This is a genomic window from Verrucomicrobiota bacterium (assembly GCA_016871495.1).
In the GTDB taxonomy this organism is placed as follows: Bacteria; Verrucomicrobiota; Verrucomicrobiia; order Limisphaerales; family VHDF01; genus VHDF01.
Map to the genome: position 1 here is coordinate 1 of VHDF01000078.1, position 23,927 is coordinate 23,927.

Below are 23,927 nucleotides of genomic sequence, written 5' to 3' on the forward strand. Positions count from 1 at the left end.
CCCCGACGAATTTGGCTTCATAAGACTCCTCCGCCGGATGTCCTCCGGAAAGCACCTCGCGCAGCCGTCTTTCAATTCTTCGAGCCAGGTCCGCTTCAAAAAGCGCGGATGGCGTTTGTCCGGACGCCCGCACGGCATCGATTCCGGAGAGGTTTTCCCAATAAGGATTCCAAACGACGCACCGGAGCGACTTGTCATAGACCGCCATGCCCTGCTGGGCGCAGGCAATGACCTGCCGCATGAGCTGCTGAACCGTTTCAATCTCCCGGTCGGACTTTTCCTTCTGGCTCAGGTCCAGGGCAATGCCGATGCAGAATGCCTTGTCCGCAGTCTGAAAGCGGTAGCCTGTGAAATAATACGGGACACTCTTGCCTTCCTTGGCGCGCAACCGAATTTCCATCTGAGCGCGGCCCTTCTCGAAGACCTCCGCCGAATGTTCCTGCACGCCCCCGGCTCCCCCCAACCCGAACAACTCTCCGCCCCGCAGCGCCCGCAATTCTGACCCGGGCAGCCCGGTGATCTCCTCGAGAAAACGGTTCCATTTGATCAGACGTCCCGCATCGTCCAGCAGGACGAAGACACCGGGCATGTCGTTGAGGATCTCCTCTGAAAAGCGCTTCTCCCGCAAAATCGCATCCTCGGCGGCACGCAAGTTCTCCGCGTGGGTTTCCGCCGCTCTCCGGGCTCGCGCTTGGCTGGCCGCGATCAGGCTCAACGCGCCGCTGATCGTCAAACCCGCGAGGAACACAATCCAGGGCAGCGCCCGCTCCGGAGACCGTTCCAAGGCCGGCAAACTGCGAAACTGCAATTGCCAGCCGCGCCCAAACAAGTTCAGCGTTCGCATGCGGGTCAACGCGGATTCCGCCGCCCCCGTGGTTTCCCTTTCCCCTCCGCCACGAAACCCAAGGGCTTTCGGATCCGCCGAACCGCAGAACGTCCAGGCCACCAGTGCGCGGTTTGTGAGGGACCCTCTTCCCGCCCAGGGTCCATTCGCGATCATCGAACCGTAAGCGAACCCCAAGAGTTGCTGGCGCCTGGCCTCGACCGTTTGAGGCTTGGGGAGCGAGTAGATCGGCTCCAGGATCAACAGACCCGGGGCGTTGGCTTGCGACTCGAGATGAAACAACTCAACGATGTCGGTGGCGGCGGCTTGCCCAGTATCTCACGCCAGTTCCATCGCCAGGCGGACCTTGTTTTCGACGTCCAAACTCCAGCCGGTATCCAGCGGCTGACGGCCTTCGAAGTTCTCCAGCAAGAGCGTGAAAAAAGCCTCCGCCCCGCTGTAGCGCGCGCTCTCCTGGACACGGGCATAACCCAACCCCTGCCACTGCTTCACACGTTCTCCCCGATCCGCCCCGGACACCCTCCAGATCAGCCCCAAATCGGTCAGACCCAGTTCGGCGGACGAACGCCTCTCCCGAAAACCCAGCCGCTCCACAAACCGATCCCAATCGGCCCTCGACGCCGCCGGATCCGTGGAAAAAAATCCGGCCGCCACTCGCACGGGCTTGAAGGCGGACTCCAAACGCTGCTTCAACCCCGCCTCAATCCGGTCCGTTTCTTCCAAGAAACGGGCCTCCATCTGCTCGCGGCTATTGGACTGTAGCTTCGCAAAAAGCGCGATCGCCGGAACCAAGGAGATCAACAAGACCCAAATGGCAACGGCATCGCGACCAACATAATTGCGCAAAGACAGCATGAGTGCCCTCTCAGACTTCTCCTGAGCAGCTCAAATGCCACTGTCGTCCATGACAATGTCTACGCAACATATTAATCACCAATGTTCAACTGGACCTCTCGGTACGGGAATCTCCTTCCGTGAGGCTACGCCAGGAGACACTTCTTCTCCCAGAGTAACGGCCAGCGGCGGAGGTCGGTATCCTGCCTTCAACCCGCCCTGTTCGTCCAGAAACTGTTTTCTCCAATCACGATAAGCTTCCATGATCTCATCAAACTCGGCGCGACGGGAGAGGAGCACGATGCGTTTGTTGAAGACATTGGCCGGACCGAATCGCTTGCTGTACCACGGCCCCACTTTTCGAAACATCCGGCATCCGAGTTCTTCTCCAAACACCTCCACCATCCGGTCCAGGTGCCGGGTCATGACTTGCACGCGTTCGTCGAAACTGGGATCGTCTGACACCATTCCCCGGTCGAGCAGTTGGCGGGTGTTCCGAAAAACCCAGGGATTGTAAAACGCCCCCCGGCCAATGCTGACTCCCGCGCACCCGGTTTGCTCGATCATGACCCGCGCTGCTTCCGGGGTGGTTACATCGCCATTACCGATCACCGGAATGGTTTTCGCCGCCTGCACCACCATTCGGATTCCGGCGAGATTGACCGTCCCGCCAAAACCCTGTTCCCGGGTTCGTCCATGCACAAACACCCCCGCCACTCCGGCGTCCTCCAAGGCACGGGTTAAATCAGGCGCGGTCAGATTCTCGGCGTCCCAACCGAGCCGCATTTTCGCCGTCACGGGCAGGCGCACCGACTCGACCATGGACCGAACCAGGGCCGAGGTTCTTCCAAGCTCGGTCATCATCGCCGAGCCCCCGCCGACGCGGCACACTTTGCGCACCGGACAGCCCATGTTGATGTCGATCGATTGCACTCCGATCGATTCCAAGTACTGTGCGGCATCGCGCATCTCCTCGGGCACGGCGCCAAACAATTGCACCGCGAGCGGACGATCCTCGGGGCAGGTTTCGATCAATTTGAGGGCCTTCCGATTACGTTCCAGGAGCGACCGGGCGTTGACAAGATCCGTGGTCGCCAGATCAATGCCCCCCAACTCGCGAATGACGAGGCGAAAGGGAAGATTGGTGTAGCCCGCCAATGGGGACAGAAAGAGATTGGAAGACAGTTCGAGCCGCCCGAGTTTCAACACGCGGCGAGTCTAGACCCCCGGCGCGGAAATTTCATCCATGTTCCGCCAACGATTGAGCGAATTCCGGATTGAACCCGTCCTTCCCCCGCCGGAGCGCCGACCCCTCCGAGCGGGCGTCCCAGAACCTGGCCGCAGGGGATGGACAGCGGTCTAAGAAGCCGGAGCAGCCGACTCATCCAGCACCAGCACGCCGTGCGGGGGGAGGTCGAAATTACCCTGCACCGCGTTGCCGGTCAGAAAATCGTGCATGGGCCGGTGGAATTGAATGCGCGCCGGAGTGGCCTGGTGGTTGAGAAGAAAATAAATGTTCGTCGAAGCCTTGCGGCGCAAGCTCACTTCCACCGTGTCCGGAACCTTGATCAACGGATGCAGACCACACAACTGCCGCAACCACGCGACGAGATCGTGGTAAAAGGGCTGCTGGCTCATGGTGCCCAGGTAAATCGCTTTCCCCGCCCCGAAGTCGTTGATCGTGATCGCCGGTCGTCCGGCGTAAAAATCTTTCACGTAAGTGGCCACCACCTGGCACTCCTTGGGCTCGATCAGGTCACACCACAGCCGCGACGAGTGCAAATGAGTGGAGGGAAAGGTTCCCTTGAAGTTCAATTGGTTCTCCTCGCCTGGAGGCAAAGGATCGAACTCCAGAACCTCCATGCCGAACAAATCCAGCAGGTCATGCGGATAACCATTGTCCGGCGCCATATGGTGCTCGTCCACGAGGCCGGTGTTAAACGTGCCCACCAGCGTTCCACCGTTTTGCACGTAGAGCTTGAGGAGGTCCGCCTCCCCGCCCGCGAGCAAATGCAATGAAGGTGCGATGACGAGCTTGTAACGGGAGAGATCCTCCGTTGGACGGGCAAAATCGACGGGGATATTGCGGTCGTGGAGCGCGCTGTAAAACAGCATGAGATGTTCATGCTGGCTGAAATGTTTGTTCGGCTGCGGCTTGAGCTGCAACGCCCAGTCGTTGTCGTGACTGATGAGGATGCAAACGTCAGCCACGACCTTGCTCCCCTTCAACACCGGATCCAGCAGCTTGAGCTCCTCTCCAATCTGGCAGATTTCCTTGTAGGTCCGGTTGTCGCCGCGTCCGTCGTGGCTGAGCACCCCGCCGTAGAACTTCTCCGACCCGATCCTCGGCTGGCGCCACAGGAAGTAGAGGATGCCATCGGCCCCGCGTGAGATCAGTTGATAGGTCAGAAGACGGATCACCCCCGGGCGGACCAAGGTGTTGACTTCCTGCCAGTTGACGTTGCCCGCCTTTTGTTCGATGACCCAGAACCCCTCATCTCCGCCAGGCGCCTTGATGCCGCTCTTCTTCAAGCAGCGCAGTTTGTCCGCGTCACAAGCGAGCTCCGAGGCTCTCGCCTTGTTCGCGGCGTAGGTGTCCACCGCCACGAAGTCGAGCACGCCCGCCATGTCGAAATGATCAAACCTGCGGGTCAGCGCCCGGAGGTTGCTGGTCACCGGAATGCCCGGGGAGAGTTCATGGAGCAAATCCGCCTGCATCCGCGCGTAGGCGACAATGGTGTCGCTCGAGAATCGCATCCAGTCGATGACCAGCGCCGGATTATAAACCGTCGGCGCTTTCTTCGGCATGGGCACCTGTTCCCAGTCCGTCACCAACTGTCCCCAGAAGCGGGTCCCCGTCAATTCGTTGAACCGCTCCAGGGTCTCATACTTCGCTTTCAACCACGCGATCCAGTCCCGCCGGGTGTGCTCGTTGAAGCTGGCCTCCATGTTGTGGCCTCCCAGACCGTTGTCGATCTGCCACGCCACCAGTCCCGGATGATCTCCCAGCGCCTGGGCGGTCTGGGCCACGATGCGCTTGGAGTATTCCCAGAAAACTTCACTATTGAGACACACCGCCTTGCGAGTGCCCTCGTTCATTCGGGTCCCGTGCGCGTCAACCGGTAGGATTTCCGGATACTTCTTGGCCAGCCAGATCGGAGGGGCGGCCGTGGGAGTGCCCAAGACGATCCGCAACCCGGCCCCGTGCATCACATCCATCGCGCGGCGCATCCAGGCGAAATCGAATCGGCCCTCCTCCGGTTCGTAGAGTCCCCAGGCGAATTCGCCGAGGCGAACGACGTTCATCCCCGCTGCAGCCATCAAGGCCGCGTCGCGTTTCCATCGGGATTCAGGTTCTTCAGGACTTCCAGCATAGGGATAAACCCAGTGCTCCGGATAATAGTCAGTACCGAAATGCATAAGAGAGGCTTGTGGAGTTGATTAAGAGGCTACCCCGGCCATCTTTCCATGGAAAGACCTTTTCCAGATGAACTTGGAATTCTCAGGGCATGGTCCAAACTCGACCCATTCACGTGCACGCGCTCGCAGTTCCATCCTTATCCGGGTTGATCCGAGGCCTCCGTCGTCATCACCTTCGGATCCGGAGATCCGGGCGCGGGCGCACGCATCCTCCGGTGATGCATTCCCTGCTCGTGGTTGGACTGTGGTTCCTCTCGCAAGCGGGCTGCGTGCATCGACGTGCTTCATCCTTCCCCGCCACCGCGACCACCAATGTGGTGGAGGTCCTGCACGGCGTCTCCGTGGCTGATCCTTACCGTTGGCTCGAGGACGATAAAGCGCCGGCCACCAAGGCATGGATCGCGGCCCAAAACCGGCACACGTTCCAGCATATGGCCGCCCTGCCCGGCCGGGACGGCATTCACCGCCGGCTCACTCAGCTTTGGAATTTTGAAAAGTTCGGTGTCCCTTTCGAACAGGCTGGACGCTATTTCGTCATGCGGAACGACGGCTTGCAGAATCAAAATGTGCTGCATGTGCTGGATTCCCTGGAGGCAAACGCCCCCTCGCGGGTCTTGCTCGACCCCAATGCTCTGGCGCCGGATGGCACGGTTTCCCTCGTCAGCGTGGCCGTCAGCAAAGACGCCCGCCACGTGGCCTATGGTGTGTCGAAATCCGGGTCCGACTGGCAGGAGTGGCGCATTCGCGAGCTGGAGTCCGGACGAGACCTTCCCGAGGTCATCCGCTGGGTCAAATTCTCGGAAACGTCGTGGACTCCGGATGGAACGGGCTTCTATTATTGCCGGTTTCCCGAACCCGATCCGAACCGCCTGTATCAGGCGGCGCAGTATGGGCAACAACTTCGCTTCCACCGCCTTGGCACCGATCCGCGAAACGATCCCATCGTCTATGAACGCCCCGATCAAAAGGAATGGAGATTCTCGCCTAAAGTGACGGAAAGCGGCGAATACTTGATCGTGTCGGTCCGCCGCACGACCTCCAAGAACCAGCTCTACTATCGCTCGCTCCTTGATCCGGGATCCCCGATGGTGGAACTGTTCACCCGGTTCGACGCCACGCGCGAATTCATCGATCACGACGGCTCCCGTTTTTGGATTCGAACCGATGCGGATGCGCCGAGGGGGCGCGTGGTTGAAATCGATCTTGGCCGCCCCGAGAAGAGCGCTTGGAAGACCCTCATTCCCGAAGCCAGCGAAACCTTGCGCGACGCCAAGCTCGTGGATGGCCGTTGGATCGGCGTATATTTGAAGGATGCACGGTCCGAAGTTCGCCTCTTCGATCTTTCAGGCCGGTTTGAGCGGCAAGTGGAGTTGCCGGGCCTGGGCACGGTGGCGGGTTTTCCCGGAAGCCGGAAGGATCGGGAAACCTTTTTCTCGTTCGCCAGTTACACCTCTCCCGAACGCGTGTTTCGCCTGGCGCCTGCCAAGGGTGAAATTCAATTGGTGCGCGAACCCCGCGTCGCATTCGACTCGCAGCCCTTCGAAACGAGACAGGTCTTTTATACCAGCCATGACGGAACCCGCATTCCCATGTTCCTCGTCCATCGACGTGGGCTGCGCTTAAACGGGAACCATCCCGTTCTGCTTTACGGCTATGGCGGCTTCAACATCCCGATCGTCCCCGCCTTTTCGGTGGCGACGATGGTCTGGCTCGAAATGGGGGGGATCTACGCGGTGGCCAACATCCGAGGTGGCGGGGAGTATGGAGAGGCCTGGCATGCCGCGGGCACCAAACATCGAAAACCGAACGTTTTCGCCGACTTCATCGCCGCCGCCGAGTGGCTGTGCCGGGAGGGATACACCTCACCCCGCCGGCTCGCCATCGAAGGCCGGAGCAACGGAGGACTGCTCGTCGGAGCGTGTCTCACCCGCCGGCCCGATTTGTTTCGTGCCGCGCTGCCGGCCGTGGGGGTGCTCGACATGCTCCGCTTTCACAAATTCACCATCGGATGGGCCTGGACCGCCGATTTCGGTTCACCCGACGATCCGGAGGATTTCAGAACGTTGCTCGGCTACTCGCCCTTGCACAATCTGAGGCGAAACACGCGTTATCCCGCCACGCTGATGACCACCGCCGATCACGACGACCGGGTCGTGCCCGCCCATAGCTTCAAATTCGCCTCCGCGCTGCAAGCGGCTCAGAGCGGGCCGGCTCCCATTCTCATCCGCATTGACACCCAAGCAGGCCACGGCGCGGGCAAGCCCACTTCGAAACAAATCGATGAAATCGCCGACAAATGGACTTTCCTCGCGAGCGAACTCGGCCTCCGCGTCCCACCCGAATGGGCCAAGGCTCCGGGCAAATCGAAATGAAGGGGCTCCGCATGGAGACCGCCCTTGACTCAACTTGCGATTCCCCGTCTCCTTTGCGCGCCGCTGAGGCGAAAACATGGAATGGATTCAACAATTCATCGATTTGGTGCTGCACGTGGACAAGCACCTCGACGCGCTCATTCTTCAATTTGGAGTTTGGTTTTACGTGCTGATTTTTGCCGTGATTTTCTGTGAAACCGGCCTCGTCGTCACGCCGTTCCTGCCCGGTGATTCGCTGTTGTTCGCGCTCGGCGCTTTTGCCGCACGTGGAAGCTTGAATTTGCCGGCCTTGCTCATCCTGCTTCCCATCGCCGCCATCCTGGGGGACATGGTCAATTACTGGTGCGGAGCTTGGATCGGGCCGAAAATCTTTCGCGGCGAAAATGTCCGGTTCCTGAACAAGGCCCACTTGGACCGGACCCACGCCTTTTACGAAAAGTATGGTGCGAAGACGATTGTGCTGGCCCGTTTCGTGCCCATTGTTCGCACTTTCGCCCCGTTCGTGGCGGGCATGGGCCGCATGACCTACACCAAATTCACGGCTTACAACATCGGGGGAGCGTTGCTCTGGGTTTTCATTTTTGTGCCGGCGGGCTATTTCTTTGCCGATCACCCCCTGGTGCGGAAGAATTTTACCCTGGTCATGCTGGCGATTATCTTCCTTTCCGTCCTGCCGGCCGTCATTGAGATCGTGCGAGAATGGCAGAAGTCCAAGCGCGCTTCCACTTCTTGAGCCCATGGTCGCATCGCTTGAAATGAAGGCTTTGTTCCGACATTGCCCTCGTTGCAGCTCGACCGAGCTGGAGTGGCCGGATCCTCGGCACTTCGTCTGTCCGAACTGCGGCCTGACCCTCTATCGAAACACGACGTCCGCCGTGGCGGCGTTCCTGTTGGACCCGGAAAACAATGTGCTTCTGATTGAGCGCGCCCGCGAACCCTCGAAGGGCATGATGGCCGTTCCCGGGGGATTCGTGGATCCCGGGGAAAGAGCTGAGGAAGCCCTCCGCCGGGAGATTCGGGAAGAAGTGGGATTGACGACGGACACATTGGATTTCCTTTGCTCCGCTCCCAATACTTACGCCTACAAGAACATTTCCTACGATGTGCTGGATTGGTTTTTTGTGGGACGGCTTCAAAACTTCGATGGAGCGAGGCCTCTGGATGAGGTTTCAGGAATCCATGTACGCCCCTTGCTCAAAATTGAATCGGATTCCCTGGCTTTTCCGTCGCTCCGTTTCGCGTTGAAGGAACTCCAACGCCGGCTTGCCATCGGATAGTTCAGACTCTCCTCGGGCGAGCTCCGCATCTCCGTGGGCGTTCACAGTCGTTCTCATGTTGCCCCGAAGCGCGGCTGTGTCTTCCTTCGACCAGCCGCAGCACTTTGAACAATCTGGAGTCTTCGGACCCTTCCGCGCGCTGCGGCGCGCCTCCAACACCGCTGTGCTCTCCGAAATGAGGATGAAGGATGACTCCGTGTATCCCGATGTTGTTGGTAGGGCGGGCCTGTCCCAGCCCGCCGCCCACGGGATGCAAAACATCATGCTCCGGCAGCGCGCCGGGACGGACGCGCCCTACCTGCATCACCGGCAACATCGGGATACACCGAGGATGACTGGGCGTTCAACAACACACTTGCTCCGGCTTCGCCATTGACTTAGCATCCTGCCAATCCTCGATCCCAGGCACGATGCATACTCCTTCCATTCGCCCCCTTCGCCGGCCCTCTGTAGGGACCGCGTTTACCTTGATCGAATTGCTTGTCGTGATCGCCATCATCGCGATTTTGGCAGGCATGCTCCTGCCGGCCTTGTCCCGTGCCAAAGCCAAAGGCCAGCGGACCTCTTGCATGAACAATCTGCGACAAGTCAGCCTGTTCATGCACCTCTACATCGACGACAACAACGAGAGATTCCCCGGCCACCGCAATGAGGGGCTGACCACAGACGACGCGAATCGGTCCCTGACCAATTGGTGGGGAACCACCATTGTTGGGCATGGCCAAAACCAGAGCAACTTGTTCCGTTGCCCTTCCATCAAAGGGAAACGCTTGGACAATGGCGTCCGCTGGGAATGGAAGTTCGATCCCCACAAAGTCGGCTACGGATACAATGCCTTTTTCCTGGGCATCCACCCTTATCCCAGCGGCTCGGTTTCCGTTAGCGGCGTCAATTTCGGCAGCGTGACCGGGTTCAAGCGCTCCGCCCTCATCTCGCCTTCGCAGAACCTGCAAGTCGGCGACGGAATGCCCAAATCGGACGGCATGTGGAGCAGCAGCCTGTGGTGGCCCACCTCGTGCATGGATAAGCGGGCGAGTGGCAGCCAGGCATTCGAAGGGGTTGATCCCATTCGTCACCAGGGTTCAGGAGTCATGGTTTTCAACGACGGCCACTCCGAAACGCGCAAGGACAAGCAGATCAATCCCCCGGTCGATCCTGTCAGCGGTAGCGCCAAAGGCTTGGTGAACTCGCATTTCTGGGATCCCCTGCAGCGCGCCGGCACAGGCCACATCCAGTAATCGTCCTCTGCCTGCAATCGCCGGCGAATCAAGAGGACCCGCGAATCCGGTCCAGCATCTCCCGCACCGCCGCCTCCATCCCCACGGCGATCGACCGGCTGACGATGCTGTGGCCGATGTTCAGTTCCTCCAGGAAGGGCACGTGGTGCATCGAATCCACGTTCTGGTAATTCAAGCCGTGTCCCGCGTTCACGCGAAGTCCCAGGGCCTTGGCCTGCTTGGCGCATTCGATCAATCGAGCGAGCTCCCTTTCTTTCCTGGCGGGGTCGGAAAAATGCTCCGCGAAGGTTCCCGTGTGGAGTTCGATGAATTCAGCTCCGCTCCTGGCGGCGGCATCGACTTGCTCAGGCTCGGGCGAGATGAAGAGGCTCACCTGAATGCCCGCCGTTTTCAGGGTGGAAACAGTCGTGGAAATCGACTCCAACAAGGCTCGTGCGTCCAAACCGCCTTCCGTGGTTACTTCCTCGCGCTTTTCAGGGACCAAACAGGTGATGTCCGGCTTCAACCGCAGTGCCAGGCTCAGCATGGCTTCGGTGTTCGCCATCTCGAGATTAAGCCGGGTCTGAATCCGCGCCCGAACGGCCCAAGCGTCGCGCTCCTGAATATGCCGGCGATCTTCGCGCACGTGGATCGTGATGCCATGCGCCCCCGCCCGCTCGCACATCAGCGCGGCTTCGACGGGATCCGGCTCGCCCATGCTCAAGTCGCGATAACGCGCTTCACGCAGGGTTGCCACATGGTCGATGTTAACCCCCAGTTTCATGGCGGATTCGACGCTTCGAAGACGTCAGCGTGCCGGTCCGGCAGCTTGGCCGGACGGGGTCGCGCTCGACGACGGCGGCGGAGTTGGAACACCGCTGGAAGGCGCACTCTTACGGTGCTGGCCCGGCGCGGGATCGAAAATGAAACGAGGGGCGGACCTCGGGAAATCCCGATGGTCGATCCATTGCGCCAATCGCACCAGACCCTCCGCGCCCACCCCCAACTTCGCATTGCGCACAACAAGAAGATCCCGATCACTCACCGCCACCGCCTCGACCACCGTCTTGCCCAACCCCGGCCCGATGTCATCCAGCCACTTGTCGGCCGGAGAATGGGTGGAGGTGGTGACATAAGGTGTCAGCAAGTATCCCAGCAACTGCCCGACCGGGCGCGCGTGAAGAATGCGCTCCGGCGTGGATTCCCAATGGTAATACACCCCGTTGGTCTTCGTTACAAACTGTGAGACCAACTCCTCGGGAATGGACGTTTTGGACATCATGATCGGCCAGAGCCCGGCGACGACGAATTGTCCGGCTGGCTCGGCCAGCGCTCGCACGAACGGAAGGGCCACGGGTGCTCCTTCCCAGACCAGCCCGCTCCGATTCGTCGCCCAGCGGATTTCGCCCGAGGCACGATGCGCAAAATAGCGCCCCATCATTTCCGGCACGTTGGCCGCAATTTTTTCCACGCTGTTCGAAGCGTCCGCCGTGCGGAAAGCCGCGTATTCCATGATCGGCGGAGTGGAGGCTTGGCACCAAAAATAGAATTCGTTCAAAGCATCCTCGATCTGGAGCGTTTTCAGCAAAGGCAGTTCTTTCAGCAGCGATCCCAAGCCTCGGCCAGCCGTGAAGGCAATCAGGGGATCGTCGTGAATCGTCTGTTTGGGCACGTTCCACGGCGCCAGTTTTCCGACAACTGGAGAATCAAAGATCCAGCGTTCCTCGCTGCGAAGCCTCTGTCGGCGCTCCGTCACCACCACTTCCACCGTGGGAAGATTCTCGACCGGAATCCATCGAAGCTTGCGATTGGCGGCACCCAGTCGCGATTCCGCCTTGAGCAACGCGCCGTCGGGCAAGTGTCCCAGCCTTCCCGTCGAGGCCAGCGTGTCCATCGCTCGCGTCCATGGCCCTCCGGCGGTGGGTCGCGAGGCCAGAACCGACCAGTGGCCCACGCGAAGAAACGTGATCGAACTCCCGTCCGGCGACTGATAAACTTCCGAGACGATGGCGTTTGTCCCCGACTTCAGGCTCGGAGCATTCGTCCCCTTGGCCATCACTGAGGCCAGCGTTTGACGCCAGCGGGCCGAGCGATCATCCGGAATGGCGGCGGCCAACACCCATTCCGGCGTCGCTCCCTCGACGGCGGTGACTTCCACAAAAGCCCGATAATCCGTCAGGTCCTGCAACACACCGGCCAGCGGGCCCGCGGCTTCAGGGCTCAATCCCAGCCCCGCGGCGGCCGCCACCGCCAACCGGGTCCGCGCATGCCCGGCCAAGGCCATCGACGAAGGTTTCGCCGCCACTTCATTGAGAAAGGCAAAGTTCGTGTTCGCGCCAATCTCTTTCATCCCCAGAAAACTCAGCTTGAGCCAAGTCTCCGGTTTCGGGACGGACGCTTCCTTCTTCTTGCAGCCGGAGGTGAAAACAAACACGGCCGCAAGCAAACCCATCGAAACTCGGTAAACCATAATGAGATCGAGATTTAGCCGCATCAAACCTTAACGCGCAATCGCATTCCTTCGCCCGGCATGCTCCCGCTCGCTCGACGACAGGCTCGCCAGCCGTTCCAAATAACAGCGGCTGGCCCGCGCCGCCTCGAAGGGATCCGTGGCGCATTCGTCCAACTCAACCACCCAATCGGCAGGACCTGCTTGCGCCGATACGATCGCCTCGAAGTTCAATGTTCCCGCTCCCGCGGCCACCATCGGCGAACCATGCTCTGCCGGTCCGTCCTTCATGTGGAGCATCCTCACTCTCGAACCCAATTCACCCAAAACACGGGCCGGATCCAGCCCCGCTGTCCGCACCCAGTACACGTCCAACTCCCAAAACACATCAGCGGGCAGCCATTGGTGAAGCCATTGGTAAGGATACTTGTTCCCCAGCGGTTCAAACTCCCACCAATGATTGTGGATTCCGAAGGCCAGCCCAGCCTTCTTCGCTGCATCATTCGCTTCCGCATAAAGCTCGGCCAATCGTCGATAGCCGTTTGTCGTTGCACAAAGTTCATCCTTGGGCCAGCCGTGCCAAATGACCCTTTGGGCACCCAGTGTTTGCGCTTCATCGAAAATCCGCCGGGCTTGCCCACCCACAGGCAACCCCGCGTGAATCGCCATCACCGAAAGCCCCTCCCCCTGCAAACACCGGGCCAATTCGTTCGTTGAAAGCCCCGGCGGCAAGGGCGCGGTTTCAACCGCATGGAATCCGCAGGCTTTGACCCGGCGCAAGGTTTGCAACGCATCCCTCTCGAGAGCTTGCCGGACCGTGTAGAGTTGCAAAGAGAGGGAAGGCATCGCCGCGATTCGAACTCAATCCACCCCGCCCCGCCAAATGAATTGTTTGAGCTGAAGAACAACTTCGCATAAACCCTTTCTTGTGCTCCGCATTCTCCACGGACTCCTGGGGTCCACACTGGCCGCCGGTTTCGCCATGGCCTCCTCCTCCATCGAACCGCCAGGCTTTCGTCCGAAGCCCTTTCCGAAGCACGCATTAACGGGTGCCACCGTGGTGCCACGTCCCGGCCAAATCATTTCCAATGCCGTCGTGGTCATTGAAGACGGCCGCATCGCCTCGATCGGAGAGAACAGCCCCGTGCCACCGGATGCCCGGGTGAGATCCTACGCGGGCAAATTCATTTACGCGGGTTTCATCGATCCCTATTGGACGCCGTCCAACCCCAAGTCCATCGCTCGCTCCGTCTCGGGCGGTCATGGGCATACGGGCCACGGCATGGCTTCCGGAGCTCCCCGCTTCCATGGCGTTCCCGGATCCGAACCTGATCCCGGTCATCCCGGTCCTGGCCATGGTTCTGCCACCGTGACGCCCGAGGTTCGGATGGCCCTGCGCTACATCCCAGACTTGGCGGCGCTCAAAGCCATGCGGGAAATGGGATTCACGGCGGGAAATCTCATCCCGACGCAAGGCATCATCCGCGGCCAAAGCGCATTGGTTCAGTTCAATCACCGCGAACCCTCGCAGTCGATCCTCGCGCCGGACCGCTTCCAGCATGTCGCGTTTTCCACCGAAGCCAGCCCGTCCGACGCCTATCCCAAATCGCTCATGGGGGTCATCGCGGTTTTTCGTCAGGCTTTCTTGGACGCCCAATTCACCGTGGATCACCCAGGCGCGCCCCTTGAACCCGATGGCGGCGTTTCCTTCAATCCTTGGCTCCAGGCCCTCGCGCCCGCTGTCCTCCGCCAGCAACCCGTCGTCCTCGAAGCGGGAAGCGCCCTCCTTGCCTCACGCGCTGCCGCCCTCGCGTCCGAACTGAATCTCGAGTCCATCCTGGTCTCCTCCGGCCAGGAATGGCGCCGTCCGGATCTGCTCGCCGCCTCGAGCCCGGCTTGGATCGTCCCGCTGGATTTTCCGGAGGTCGCCAAGCTCCCGTCCGATGAAGATTGGGAGGACGTTTCCCTCGACCAATTGCGAACTTGGGACTGGGCTCCGGAGAACCCCGCCGTCCTTCAGCGCGCTGGCAAGACCCTCTCCTTCACGGTCCACGGGTTGGGCGAACGGAAATCCTTCCTGAAGAACCTCCGCCTGGCCGTGCAGCGCGGACTTTCTGCGGACGAAGCTTTGGCGGGGTTAACAATCCATCCCGCCCGCATTCTGAAAGTGCAAGACCAACTGGGCACGATCGAACCTGGCAAATGGGCCAACTTGACCGTTTTTGAAAACGGCGCCTTCCTCGACGAAAAGTCCCGTGTCGCCGAGGTCTGGGCGGGCGGGGAATCTTTCCCGATGCCGACGCAAAATGAACCCCCATCGGCAACCCCCACGAACAACGCCCCTGTTCCAAGCACACCCAACCCCAGATCCACCCGCACCGCGAGATCCCCTCAAGAGGATCGAGGCCCCACCGATCCCGCCCGTCCGGTCTGGATTCGCGAGGCCACGGTTTGGACCTCGAGCGCGGCTGGCAAACTCTCCTCCTCCGATCTGCTCGTGACCGAGGGAAAGATCAAAGCGGTCGGCCCCGGAATCGACCCTCAAGCCCACGGGGTGAGCGACCCCTTGGTGATTTCAGGGAAGGATTTGCATGTGACCCCGGGACTCATTGATGCGCACAGCCACGGCATGATCCTGGGCGCCGTCAATGAAGCGACCCTCCCCTCCACCGCCATGGTCCGGGTCGAGGATGTGATCAACTCCGAGACGGTCCATCTCTACCTTCAACTGGCGGGCGGAGTGACCACCGTGAATCTCTTGCACGGCTCGGCCAATCCGATCGGAGGTCAGAATTGCGTGATCAAGCTCCGCGACGGAGCCACCCCCGAAGCCACGAAGTTCGAAGGCGCTCCCCCGGGGATCAAATTCGCGCTCGGCGAAAATGTAAAACAGTCCAATTGGGGCGATGGCAAAACCAACCGATTTCCCCAAACCCGCATGGGGGTGATCACCTTCCTCGCCAATCGCTTCGCCGCCGCGCAAGCCTACCGGTCCTCTCGTTCCGAAGGCCGGCCCCGGCGCCGCGACCTCGAACTCGAAACGCTCGCCGAAATTCTTCAAGGCCAGCGATGGATCCACTGCCATTCCTACCGGCAAGACGAAATCTTGGCCTTCCTCCGGCTCATGGAAAGCCTCGGCGTGCGCGTCGGCACCCTCCAGCACGTGTTGGAAGGATATAAAGTGGCGGACGAGATCGCCCGGCACGGCGCCGGCGCTTCCACCTTCTCCGATTGGTGGGCCTTCAAGTTTGAGGTGTACGACGCCATCCCGTTCAACGGCGCCTTGCTCCATCAACGAGGCGCTTCCGTCTCCTTCAACTCAGACTCGACCGACCATGCCCGCCGCCTCAACACCGAAGCTGCCAAAGCCGTGAAATACGGCGGACTCCAGGAGGAGGAAGCGCTCGCGTTCGTCACCATCAATCCCGCCCGACAACTCCGACTCGACCATCGCGTCGGTTCGCTCGAAGCCGGCAAAGACGCCGACTTCACCCTGTGGTCCGCCTCCCCTCTCGATGCCACCGCCGTGTGCCTGCAAACATGGATCGACGGCCGAAAGTATTTCGACCAGAAGGACGATGCCTCCCGCCACGCCCGCCGCCTCGCCGAACGGTCCGCGTTGCTGGCAAAAGCCAGGAAGGCCGCCGGTTCAGCCTCCGCACCGCCCGCATCCTCCCCGGACGCCAGGAAATTCTTCCAAAAGTCGCTGGAACACGAATTCGACGGACACGACCGCCACTGCCTCGATGAAGAGGAGGGACACGAATGAAACTGATCCTCTGCGCAGGCTTGATTCTCAGCCTGTCCGTCCCTTCCTCCGCCACCTCGCTGTTGCTCCAGGACGTGACCGTCCACGTGGGCGATGGACGGCGCCTCGAACATCAATCCGTGCGGGTGAACCACGGCCGGATCGAATCACTCTCGCAGAATACGAATCAAACGGCCGAAAAGGTTCTCAAGCTCACCGGACTCCATCTGTATCCAGGCCTGATTGCGCTGGGGAGCTCGCTGGGTTTGGTCGAGATTGAAGGTGTCCGCGCCACCCGGGATCAATCTGAAGTCGGAGAGTTCACCCCGGACGTGCAGTCCTGGTCGTCCATCAACCCCGATTCCGAACTCCTCGCGGTGGCTCGCGCCAACGGCATCGCCTACGCGGAGGCCACACCCCAGGGCGGATACGTTCCGGGCACCTCGGGACTCTTTGCTCTCGACGGCTGGACGCCGGAGCAAATGACGCTGAAGGGACCGGCTGCGCTGCACGCCTACTGGCCGTCCCACTCGATCAATCCTCTGGCCAAGGCCGACGCCCGCAACCCCTCAGGCTGGAAATCGCCCGAGGACCAGCACCGGGAACGCGAAGAGAGGGTCCGCCATCTCTCCGAATTCTTTGCGGATGCCCAGGCCTACAGCCGCCTGAATCATTCCCGGGTAACGCCCCCCGCATTCCAAGCCATGCTCCCCGTGTTCCGTCGAGACATCCCGCTGGCCATCCATGCGGAGGACGCGCGACAAATCGAAGCCGCCCTGAAATTCGCCGACGCGTTTGAGGTGCGGCTCATCCTCTACGGTGGACGGGACGCTTGGACGCTGGCCGAGGAGCTCGCCAAGCGGAAGGTGCCGGTCGTTTATGAACACGTTCATACCTTGCCGCCACGGGATTCCGATGCGTTCGACGTGCAATATCGGGCGCCGTCCGTGCTCACCCAAGCCGGCGTGGAGTTGAGCTTGAGCCTGGGAGGAAGATTCGAAGCCGCCTCGCTCCGCAATCTTCCCTACGCCGTGTCCCAGGCCATGGCATTCGGCCTGACTGAAACCGACGGACTCCGCGCGATCACATTAAACCCGGCACGCGTGATGAGACTCTCCGACCGCATCGGATCCATCGAACCCGGCAAGTTTGCAACCTTCTTCGCCAGCACCGGACCCCTCTTCGACATTCGTTCCCAGATTAAGCACATGTGGATTGCCGGACGGGAAGTGAGCCTGGAGAACCGGCACACGCGGCTCTACGAGAAATATCGGCAGCGGCCTCCACCTCCCTGACAAGGCGGGTCCGCCGGGCTGGTTTCAACCGAGCGCTTCCTTCACCTTGCGGAGCAGATTCTGGCTGGTGAATGGTTTTTGCAAATATCCGCTGGGGTCTTCCGCCTGGGGCCGAACATAACCGCTCATGCAGAGCAGTCGCACCTCAGGCGCGATGGCCTTGATCTTCTCGACAAGTTCCCGGCCGCTCATGGACGGCATCACCATGTCCGTCAGCACCAGATCGATCTGGCCCAGATTGCTCTCCAGAATCTCGATCGCCCTCGAACCACTTCCCGCCGTGAGCACCCGATAACCAAAGGCAGGCAGAATCATTTCGGCCATGGTCAAGAGCATGTTCTCGTCATCCACCACGAGAAGAGTCTGAACTCCGAAGAGTTCCTCAACCTTCAGGTTCGAATCGCGCACAAATTTGTCTTGAGCCGGCAGCAACAGCCGCACGGTCGTCCCCGCCCCCGGCTCGCTTTGCAGCCCCACGCTCCCGCCATGATTGGTCACAATCCCATACACCCAGGCCAACCCCAGCCCGCGATGCCCTGTCTTGGTGGTGAAGAAGGGTTCGAACACGCGCGGCAACAAATCGGGCGCAATGCCCGGTCCATCATCCGAGATTTCGATGCTGACGTAATAGCCCGGCGGAACCCGGCTCGAACCGTTCACCGCCTCCGCTTGGATCTCCACATTCCGGCTGCGCACGCGAATCGTGGCCGGCCTATCACACGCCTGCACGGCGTTCTCCAACACCCGCACTAAAGCCTGCTGAATCTTGGCCTCGTCGAAACTCACCGAATAAGGCCGGGCTTCGAATTCAGATTCCCAATGCAAGTTCGGACGCGCGCCCGGCATCTGAAACAGTCCAATGGTCCGGCGCAAAACATCGTTCAAATTCCCTTGCGAAACGGCACGTTGATCCTTCTCCGGGCGGCTGAAATCCGCGAGGTCCTGGGCGATCTCAGCGGCCTTTTCCGCCGATCGTTCCACCTCGAGCAACGCGTTTCGCCAAGAATGTCCGGGATCCATTTGCGAGAGCACCAGCGAGGTGTGGCCAAGAATGGTCGTCAGCGCGTTGTTAAAATCCAGCGACACACTGCGCGCCAAATGGAGCGCGCAATCGAGCTTCTGCTTCTGCAACGACGGTGCATCCAGGTTCGTTTCCGACGGCGCGCCGTGGGTCGCTGACGCCGCCTCGGTGCGAGCCCTGGATTCCAAACCCGAGATCTCCCCCTTGCGAAAACACTGGAGGATAAACTCACGGCCCTGGTCGGACTTGAATTCGGAGAAGAGGACCTGAAAGGGAATGGCCCCCCCTCCCCGGCTTCTAAACTTCAATTCCATCGGAGGGGGACAGGAGTGATTCATCTTCGCCAGGAGCATCTCCACGGTCACCGTCGAGGCCTGGCCCCAGATCGAGGAGAGATGCACCTGGCTGGGCTCGGCCAGCAGCCCGAATTCCCGCACCGCCGCGCCGTTCGCCCGCCGGACCGTCCCGTTGAGATTCAACCAGAGAGCCGGCCAAGCCGCGAGCTCGAGCGGTTGCAGGATGTCGGCTTTCATGACAACTTCGCCTCTCTACGTCGCCTCCATCCCTCGGAGCCCCTGTCTCCAAGACGACCGGCCCGGCCCTGCATCGCTCAAGGGCCTTTGCAACTTTGATTTCGCTTTCAAGCTCAAAATGCCTATCGGCAGTTTCCACACCCGGATTGAGCTCGGAACGCCGGGCCAACTTCGCCTCCCGATGCGCCTGCTTGATTTATCGAAGAGCCCCCTTAGGCTTGAAGGGACGGAACACCTTATGCAATTAAGCAACGACGAGATTAAGCGTTACTCCCGCCACCTCATTCTCCCCGAGGTCGGCATGGCCGGCCAAAAGAAAATCTGCTCCACCAGCGTCTTGTGCATCGGTGCCGGTGGACTCGGCTCCCCCATCGCCATGTACCTGGCGGCCGCCGGAATCGGCAAGATCGGCTTGCTCGACTTCGACGCCGTCGATTTTTCCAATCTGCAGCGCCAAATCATCCATTCCACCCAGGATGTCGGCCGGCCCAAAACGGAGTCCGCCAGGGAGACCATCGTCGGCATCAACCCCAACGTCGAGGTGATTCAATACAACACCCGCATGACCAGCGAAAACGCCCTCGACATCATCCGCCCCTACGACATCGTCGTGGACGGCACGGACAATTTTCCCACCCGTTACCTGACCAACGACGCATGCGTGCTGCTGCGTAAGCCCAACGTCTATGGATCCATTTTCCGTTTCGAGGGCCAGGCGAGCGTGTTCGCTCCGCATCTTGGAGGTCCCTGCTACCGCTGCCTCTATCCCGAACCCCCTCCCCCTGGCATGGTGCCCAGTTGCGCCGAGGGCGGCGTCCTCGGCGTTCTCCCCGGCATCGTCGGCTGTATTCAGGCCACCGAAATCCTAAAACTCGCGCTGGGCAAAGGATCCTCCCTGCTCGGACGCCTCCTGCTCTTCAACGCGCTCGACATGAAGTTCCGCGAACTCAAGCTCCGGCGCGACCCCCAATGCCCGCTCTGCAGCGAGAAACCCTCCATCGACAAGCTCATCGATTACGAAGCGTTCTGCGGCATGACCCCCGAAGCAGCTCAACCCGCCGCCAACCCCGACGAAGTCACCGTCCAAGAAATGAAACGCGCGCTGGATCAATTCCAGCTCGGCATCAAAGTCATCGATGTGCGCGAGTCGGACGAACACGAAATCACCCACATCCCGGGCGTCCCCCTGCTCCCCCTGAGCCAGTTGGGAACCCGCTTCACCGAACTCGATCCCAACCAACAACTCTATATCCATTGCAAAAGCGGGGTCCGTTCCCTGAAAGCCTTGCGTTTCCTCCGGGAACAAGGATTCAAATACGTCAAAAGCGTTCGCGGTGGCATTCTCGCCTACGCGGACGAAATTGACCCCTCCATCGCCAGGTATTAGCCCCCCCCCGCTGGCATGAAGGAGCAAATCGCCATCCTGGACTTCGGGTCCCAATACACTCAAGTCATCGCGCGGCGCGTCCGTGAATGCGGAGTCTATTCCGTCATTCACCGCTACGACACCCCCGCGTCCGAACTTCGGAAACTGCCCCTCCGCGGGCTCATTCTCTCCGGTGGCCCCTCGAGCGTCTATGATCCCAAGGCTCCCATGCCGGATCCTGGAATTTTTGAGCTGAACGTCCCCATCCTCGGCATCTGCTACGGAGTCCAGTTGCTCGCTCATTTCCTCGGCGGCAAGGTCGAGCGCGGCACCAAGCGGGAATACGGCAAAGGCACCCTCACCGTCCGCGATCCTCTCAGCCCGCTCTTCCAGAAAGTTTCCCGCACCTCCCAGGCCTGGAATTCACACGGCGACAAACTCACCCGCATCCCCCGGGGCTTCAAAGCGGTCGCCACCACCGACAACTCCGCGTACGCCGCGATCGAGAACCGACCGCGGCATAGGTTCGGCTTGCAGTTCCATCCCGAAGTCGTTCACACCGTCGAAGGCCGGAAAATCCTGTCCAATTTCGTTCGCCTCATCTGCGGATGCTCCCATTCCTGGAACATGCGCGGCTACTTGAAACACGCCGTCCAGGAAATCAAAAACCAGGTCGGTTCCGAACACGTCATTCTCGGGCTCAGCGGCGGAGTCGATTCCAGCGTCGCTGCCGCCCTGCTCCATCACGCCATCGGCGACCAACTCACGTGCATCTTCGTCAATAACGGACTGCTCCGCGCACGCGAGGCTGAAGTCGTCCAGGAAGTCTTCGGACGCCACTTTAAGATCCGGCTTCGCTATGTGAATGCCTCCGATCTCTTCCTTCGGCGTCTCCGCGGCGTGGCGGATCCCGAGAGGAAACGGAAAATCATCGGAAAAACTTTTATCGAAGTTTTCGAGAACGCCGCCCGCAAAGAGCGCAACGCCAAGTTCCTCGCCCAAGGCACTCTTTATCCGGACGTGATCGAAAGCGTGCCGATCGGGGGCAACCCCGCCGCGCTCATCAAGAGCCACCACAACGTCGGAGGATTGCCGAAGCGCATGAAATTGAAGCTGGTCGAACCGCTTCAGCAACTCTTCAAAGACGAAGTGCGCCAACTCGGCATCGAACTGGGCCTGCCCAAGGAAATCGTCTATCGCCAGCCCTTCCCCGGCCCCGGCCTCGCCGTGCGCATTCTCGGCCCCATCACCGCTGAAAAATGCGAACTGCTCCGCAAGGCCGACGCCATCGTGGTCGAGGAGATGAAATCGAGCGGATGGTACTACAAAATCTGGCAGAGCTTCGCCGTGCTCCTGCCCGTTCGCAGCGTGGGCGTCATGGGAGACGAACGCACCTACGACTATACCATCGCCATCCGCGCGGTCGAAAGCCAGGACGGCATGACGGCCGACTGGGTGCCCCTGCCCCCTGAGGTCCTCTCCCGCCTCTCGTCGCGCATCGTGAATGAAGTCAAAGGGGTCAATCGTTGCGTGTTCGACATCACCAGCAAACCCCCGGGCACGATCGAGTGGGAGTAATCACGGCCTATGAGGCGGCGTGACTTCATGCGAAAAACCGGGGCCGCCACGCTCTTCGCCGGACTTCCCGCCGGCCCCGCCAATCCCCGCACCCAACCGCCAACACCACGCCCTCCCCGCCGGAGCTTCCCCCACTCCGAACTCCAGTCCCTCAGCCTCGCTCAAATCCAATCCGCCTTCCGCTCCCGTGCCCTCGGCATCGTCGAACTCACCTCCGCCTACCTCGACCGCATCCGCGCCATCGATCAAACCGGCCCCCGACTCCGCAGCGTGATCGAAGTCAATCCCGACGCGCTCGCCATCGCCAAAGCCCTCGAGAAAGAGCTTCGCCATGGAGCCTCCCGCAGTCCCCTCCACGGTATCCCGATCCTCATCAAGGACAACATCGCCACGCACGACCGGCTGCACACCTCCGCGGGCTCCCTCGCTCTGGCGGACTCCATCGCTTCCGCCGACGCCTTTTTGGTCCGGCGGCTGCGCGATGCGGGAGCCGTCATCCTCGGCAAAACGAATCTCAGCGAATGGGCCAACTTTCGCGGCTCCAATTCCATCAGCGGCTGGAGCGCGCGCGGGGGTCAAACTCGCAATCCCCATTGCCTGGATCGCAGCCCTTCGGGTTCAAGCTCGGGTTCCGCCGCCGCCGCCGCCGCCGCTCTCTGCGCCGCCGCCGTCGGCACCGAAACGGACGGTTCCATCGTTTCACCCGCCAATCATTGCGGCGTCGTCGGTCTCAAACCAACCGTCGGCCTCGTCAGCCGCTCCGGCATCATTCCGATCTCCCACAGCCAGGACACCGCCGGTCCCATGACGCGCTCGGTGGACGATGCCGCCCGCCTGCTCGACGCCCTCCAGGGACAGGACGATCAGGATCCCGCCACGCGCGCCGCAGCCTCATTTTCCGTGAAGGACATGAGCCCACCGTCTCCTGAATCGTTGCGCGGCGCCCGCCTGGGCGTCCTCCGCAGCAGCTTCGGCTTTCACCCGCTTGTCGATGTCGCGGTCGAAAAAGCCCTCCAGATTCTGCAATCCGCGGGCGCCATCCTCATCGATCCCGTCCATCCCCCTGCCCGCTCCGATTTGGGTGATGCCGAGTTCCAAACCATGCTCTATGAATTCAAGGATGGACTGAACCGCTACCTCGCCAGCCTCGGGCCCGGTTCCCGCATCCACAATCTCGAGGAGCTCATCGCTTTCAACGAGGAACATCGGGACCGCGAACTCCCTTTCTTCGGCCAGTCAACGCTTGTCGCAGCTCAAACCAAGGGTCCCCTCACCGAGACGCGCTACCTGGAAGCCCGGAAGAAATGCGTGGCGTGGTCTCGAACCCAAGGACTGGAAGCCATGTTTGAACAACATCGCCTGGATGCCCTCGTTGCCCCCACCGGGGGGCCCGCTCACACGCTGGATCACGTCGCCGGGGATCGCTGGCTCGGCGGCAGTTCCACTCTCTCGGCTGTCTCCGGCTATCCCCACATTACTGTTCCATGCGGACTCGTCTGGGGTTTGCCGGTGGGGCTGTCGTTCATGGGGCTTGCCTGGAGCGAAGCCAAACTCCTGCGCCTGGCCGGCGCTTTCGAGGCCGCCTCGTCGTTTCGCCACCCACCTCGGTATCAACCCACGCTGCAATTTGGCGAACTCATCTGATCCCCGCCGTCAGTGGCTCTTCCGGATGGCTTCCTTCTTCTCTTCGAGCTCGGCTTGGATGGATTTGCGGTCGCTCACCAACTGCTTCTCAAACTGGGTGAACGCTTCGACGTCGCCTTTGGCCATCGCCTTCGCCATCTCGCCCTGCAGGAAAATCTCGCGATCGGCGATGCGCGCCTTGCATTCCGATTCCACTTCGGCCAGGCGCTTCTTCTGTTCCTCCGTCAACTTGACCGTCGGAGCGGATTTGCTCAACCGTTCCATCGCCAATTCATACGCGCTCTTCATAAGGGTCAAGGTTTAATCACAATCGAGGGGAAACTCGAACC

19 protein-coding genes are annotated in these 23,927 nt (G+C 60.8%); 9 read left to right on the forward strand and 10 right to left on the reverse strand.

The genetic code is table 11. The features are described from left to right. The 4 genes from FJ404_15100 to FJ404_15115 form a co-directional block, all read right to left on the reverse strand. Positions 1–1,126, reverse strand: a 1,126-nt coding sequence (locus FJ404_15100; protein MBM3824189.1) for a PAS domain S-box protein, incomplete at its 3' end; no start/stop codon positions are given. 36 nt (positions 1,127–1,162) lie between these two features. Continuing rightward, complete coding sequence (locus tag FJ404_15105; protein ID MBM3824190.1) at positions 1,163–1,636, reverse strand: hypothetical protein; 474 nt, start codon at positions 1,634–1,636, stop codon at positions 1,163–1,165. Between the two features lie 138 nt (positions 1,637–1,774). Next, positions 1,775–2,884 carry a tRNA dihydrouridine synthase DusB gene (gene dusB / locus FJ404_15110; protein MBM3824191.1) on the reverse strand — a complete coding sequence of 370 codons (1,110 nt, stop codon included), beginning with the start codon at positions 2,882–2,884 and terminating at the stop codon, positions 1,775–1,777. 153 nt (positions 2,885–3,037) lie between these two features. Next, positions 3,038–5,098, reverse strand: a complete 2,061-nt coding sequence (locus FJ404_15115) for a beta-galactosidase (protein ID MBM3824192.1) — start codon at positions 5,096–5,098, stop codon at positions 3,038–3,040. Between the two features lie 218 nt (positions 5,099–5,316). Here FJ404_15115 and FJ404_15120 point away from each other — a divergent pair, with 218 nt between their 5' ends. The 3 genes from FJ404_15120 to FJ404_15130 all read left to right on the forward strand — a co-directional run bounded on the left by FJ404_15120 (position 5,317) and on the right by FJ404_15130 (position 8,747). After that, on the forward strand, positions 5,317–7,470 hold the full coding sequence (locus FJ404_15120) for a S9 family peptidase (GenBank protein MBM3824193.1): 2,154 nt from the start codon (positions 5,317–5,319) through the stop codon (positions 7,468–7,470). 76 nt (positions 7,471–7,546) lie between these two features. Continuing rightward, positions 7,547–8,203, forward strand: coding sequence for a DedA family protein (locus FJ404_15125; GenBank protein MBM3824194.1), 657 nt, complete (start codon positions 7,547–7,549; stop codon positions 8,201–8,203). Between the two features lie 4 nt (positions 8,204–8,207). After that, the gene (locus FJ404_15130; protein MBM3824195.1) at positions 8,208–8,747 is read left to right on the forward strand and encodes an NUDIX domain-containing protein; all 540 of its coding nucleotides are present in this window, start codon (positions 8,208–8,210) and stop codon (positions 8,745–8,747) included. Between the two features lies 1 nt (position 8,748). On the opposite strand, the gene FJ404_15135 is transcribed toward FJ404_15130, so the two are convergent. Continuing rightward, on the reverse strand, positions 8,749–9,063 hold the full coding sequence (locus FJ404_15135) for a hypothetical protein (GenBank protein MBM3824196.1): 315 nt from the start codon (positions 9,061–9,063) through the stop codon (positions 8,749–8,751). Positions 9,064–9,157: 94 nt separating this feature from the next. On the opposite strand from FJ404_15135, the gene FJ404_15140 reads away from it, so the two are divergent. After that, the gene (locus FJ404_15140; protein ID MBM3824197.1) at positions 9,158–9,985 is read left to right on the forward strand and encodes a type II secretion system protein; all 828 of its coding nucleotides are present in this window, start codon (positions 9,158–9,160) and stop codon (positions 9,983–9,985) included. A gap of 28 nt (positions 9,986–10,013) precedes the next feature. Here FJ404_15140 and FJ404_15145 read toward each other — a convergent pair whose 3' ends face one another. From FJ404_15145 to FJ404_15155, 3 genes are read right to left on the reverse strand one after another with little or no spacing between them, the layout of a single operon-like run. Then, the gene (locus tag FJ404_15145; GenBank protein ID MBM3824198.1) at positions 10,014–10,748 is read right to left on the reverse strand and encodes a pyridoxine 5'-phosphate synthase; all 735 of its coding nucleotides are present in this window, start codon (positions 10,746–10,748) and stop codon (positions 10,014–10,016) included. A gap of 24 nt (positions 10,749–10,772) precedes the next feature. After that, entirely contained in the window at positions 10,773–12,434 is a 1,662-nt protein-coding gene (locus FJ404_15150) for a hypothetical protein (protein ID MBM3824199.1), read from the reverse strand. A 30-nt stretch (positions 12,435–12,464) separates the two neighbouring features. Further along, entirely contained in the window at positions 12,465–13,259 is a 795-nt protein-coding gene (locus FJ404_15155; GenBank protein ID MBM3824200.1) for a sugar phosphate isomerase/epimerase, read from the reverse strand. Positions 13,260–13,341: 82 nt separating this feature from the next. Here FJ404_15155 and FJ404_15160 point away from each other — a divergent pair, with 82 nt between their 5' ends. After that, entirely contained in the window at positions 13,342–16,182 is a 2,841-nt protein-coding gene (locus FJ404_15160) for an amidohydrolase family protein (protein ID MBM3824201.1), read from the forward strand. Further along, positions 16,179–17,456, forward strand: coding sequence for an amidohydrolase family protein (locus FJ404_15165; protein MBM3824202.1), 1,278 nt, complete (start codon positions 16,179–16,181; stop codon positions 17,454–17,456). The genes FJ404_15160 and FJ404_15165 overlap by 4 nt, the downstream gene beginning before the upstream one ends. A gap of 24 nt (positions 17,457–17,480) precedes the next feature. Here FJ404_15165 and FJ404_15170 read toward each other — a convergent pair whose 3' ends face one another. Then, the gene (locus FJ404_15170; protein MBM3824203.1) at positions 17,481–19,010 is read right to left on the reverse strand and encodes a response regulator; all 1,530 of its coding nucleotides are present in this window, start codon (positions 19,008–19,010) and stop codon (positions 17,481–17,483) included. 238 nt (positions 19,011–19,248) lie between these two features. Between FJ404_15170 and moeB the strand changes: the two genes are divergently transcribed. Genes moeB through FJ404_15185 form a run of 3 tightly spaced genes read left to right on the forward strand, consistent with a single transcriptional unit; the run spans position 19,249 to position 23,598 of the window. Continuing rightward, positions 19,249–20,397: a molybdopterin-synthase adenylyltransferase MoeB gene (moeB, locus tag FJ404_15175; protein ID MBM3824204.1), complete on the forward strand. Its 1,149-nt coding sequence runs from the start codon at positions 19,249–19,251 to the stop codon at positions 20,395–20,397. Positions 20,398–20,412: 15 nt separating this feature from the next. Beyond that, positions 20,413–21,954: a glutamine-hydrolyzing GMP synthase gene (gene guaA, locus FJ404_15180; GenBank protein MBM3824205.1), complete on the forward strand. Its 1,542-nt coding sequence runs from the start codon at positions 20,413–20,415 to the stop codon at positions 21,952–21,954. A 9-nt stretch (positions 21,955–21,963) separates the two neighbouring features. After that, entirely contained in the window at positions 21,964–23,598 is a 1,635-nt protein-coding gene (locus tag FJ404_15185; GenBank protein ID MBM3824206.1) for an amidase, read from the forward strand. Between the two features lie 9 nt (positions 23,599–23,607). On the opposite strand, the gene FJ404_15190 is transcribed toward FJ404_15185, so the two are convergent. Continuing rightward, positions 23,608–23,886: a hypothetical protein gene (locus FJ404_15190; protein ID MBM3824207.1), complete on the reverse strand. Its 279-nt coding sequence runs from the start codon at positions 23,884–23,886 to the stop codon at positions 23,608–23,610. Positions 23,887–23,927 lie beyond the last annotated feature (41 nt).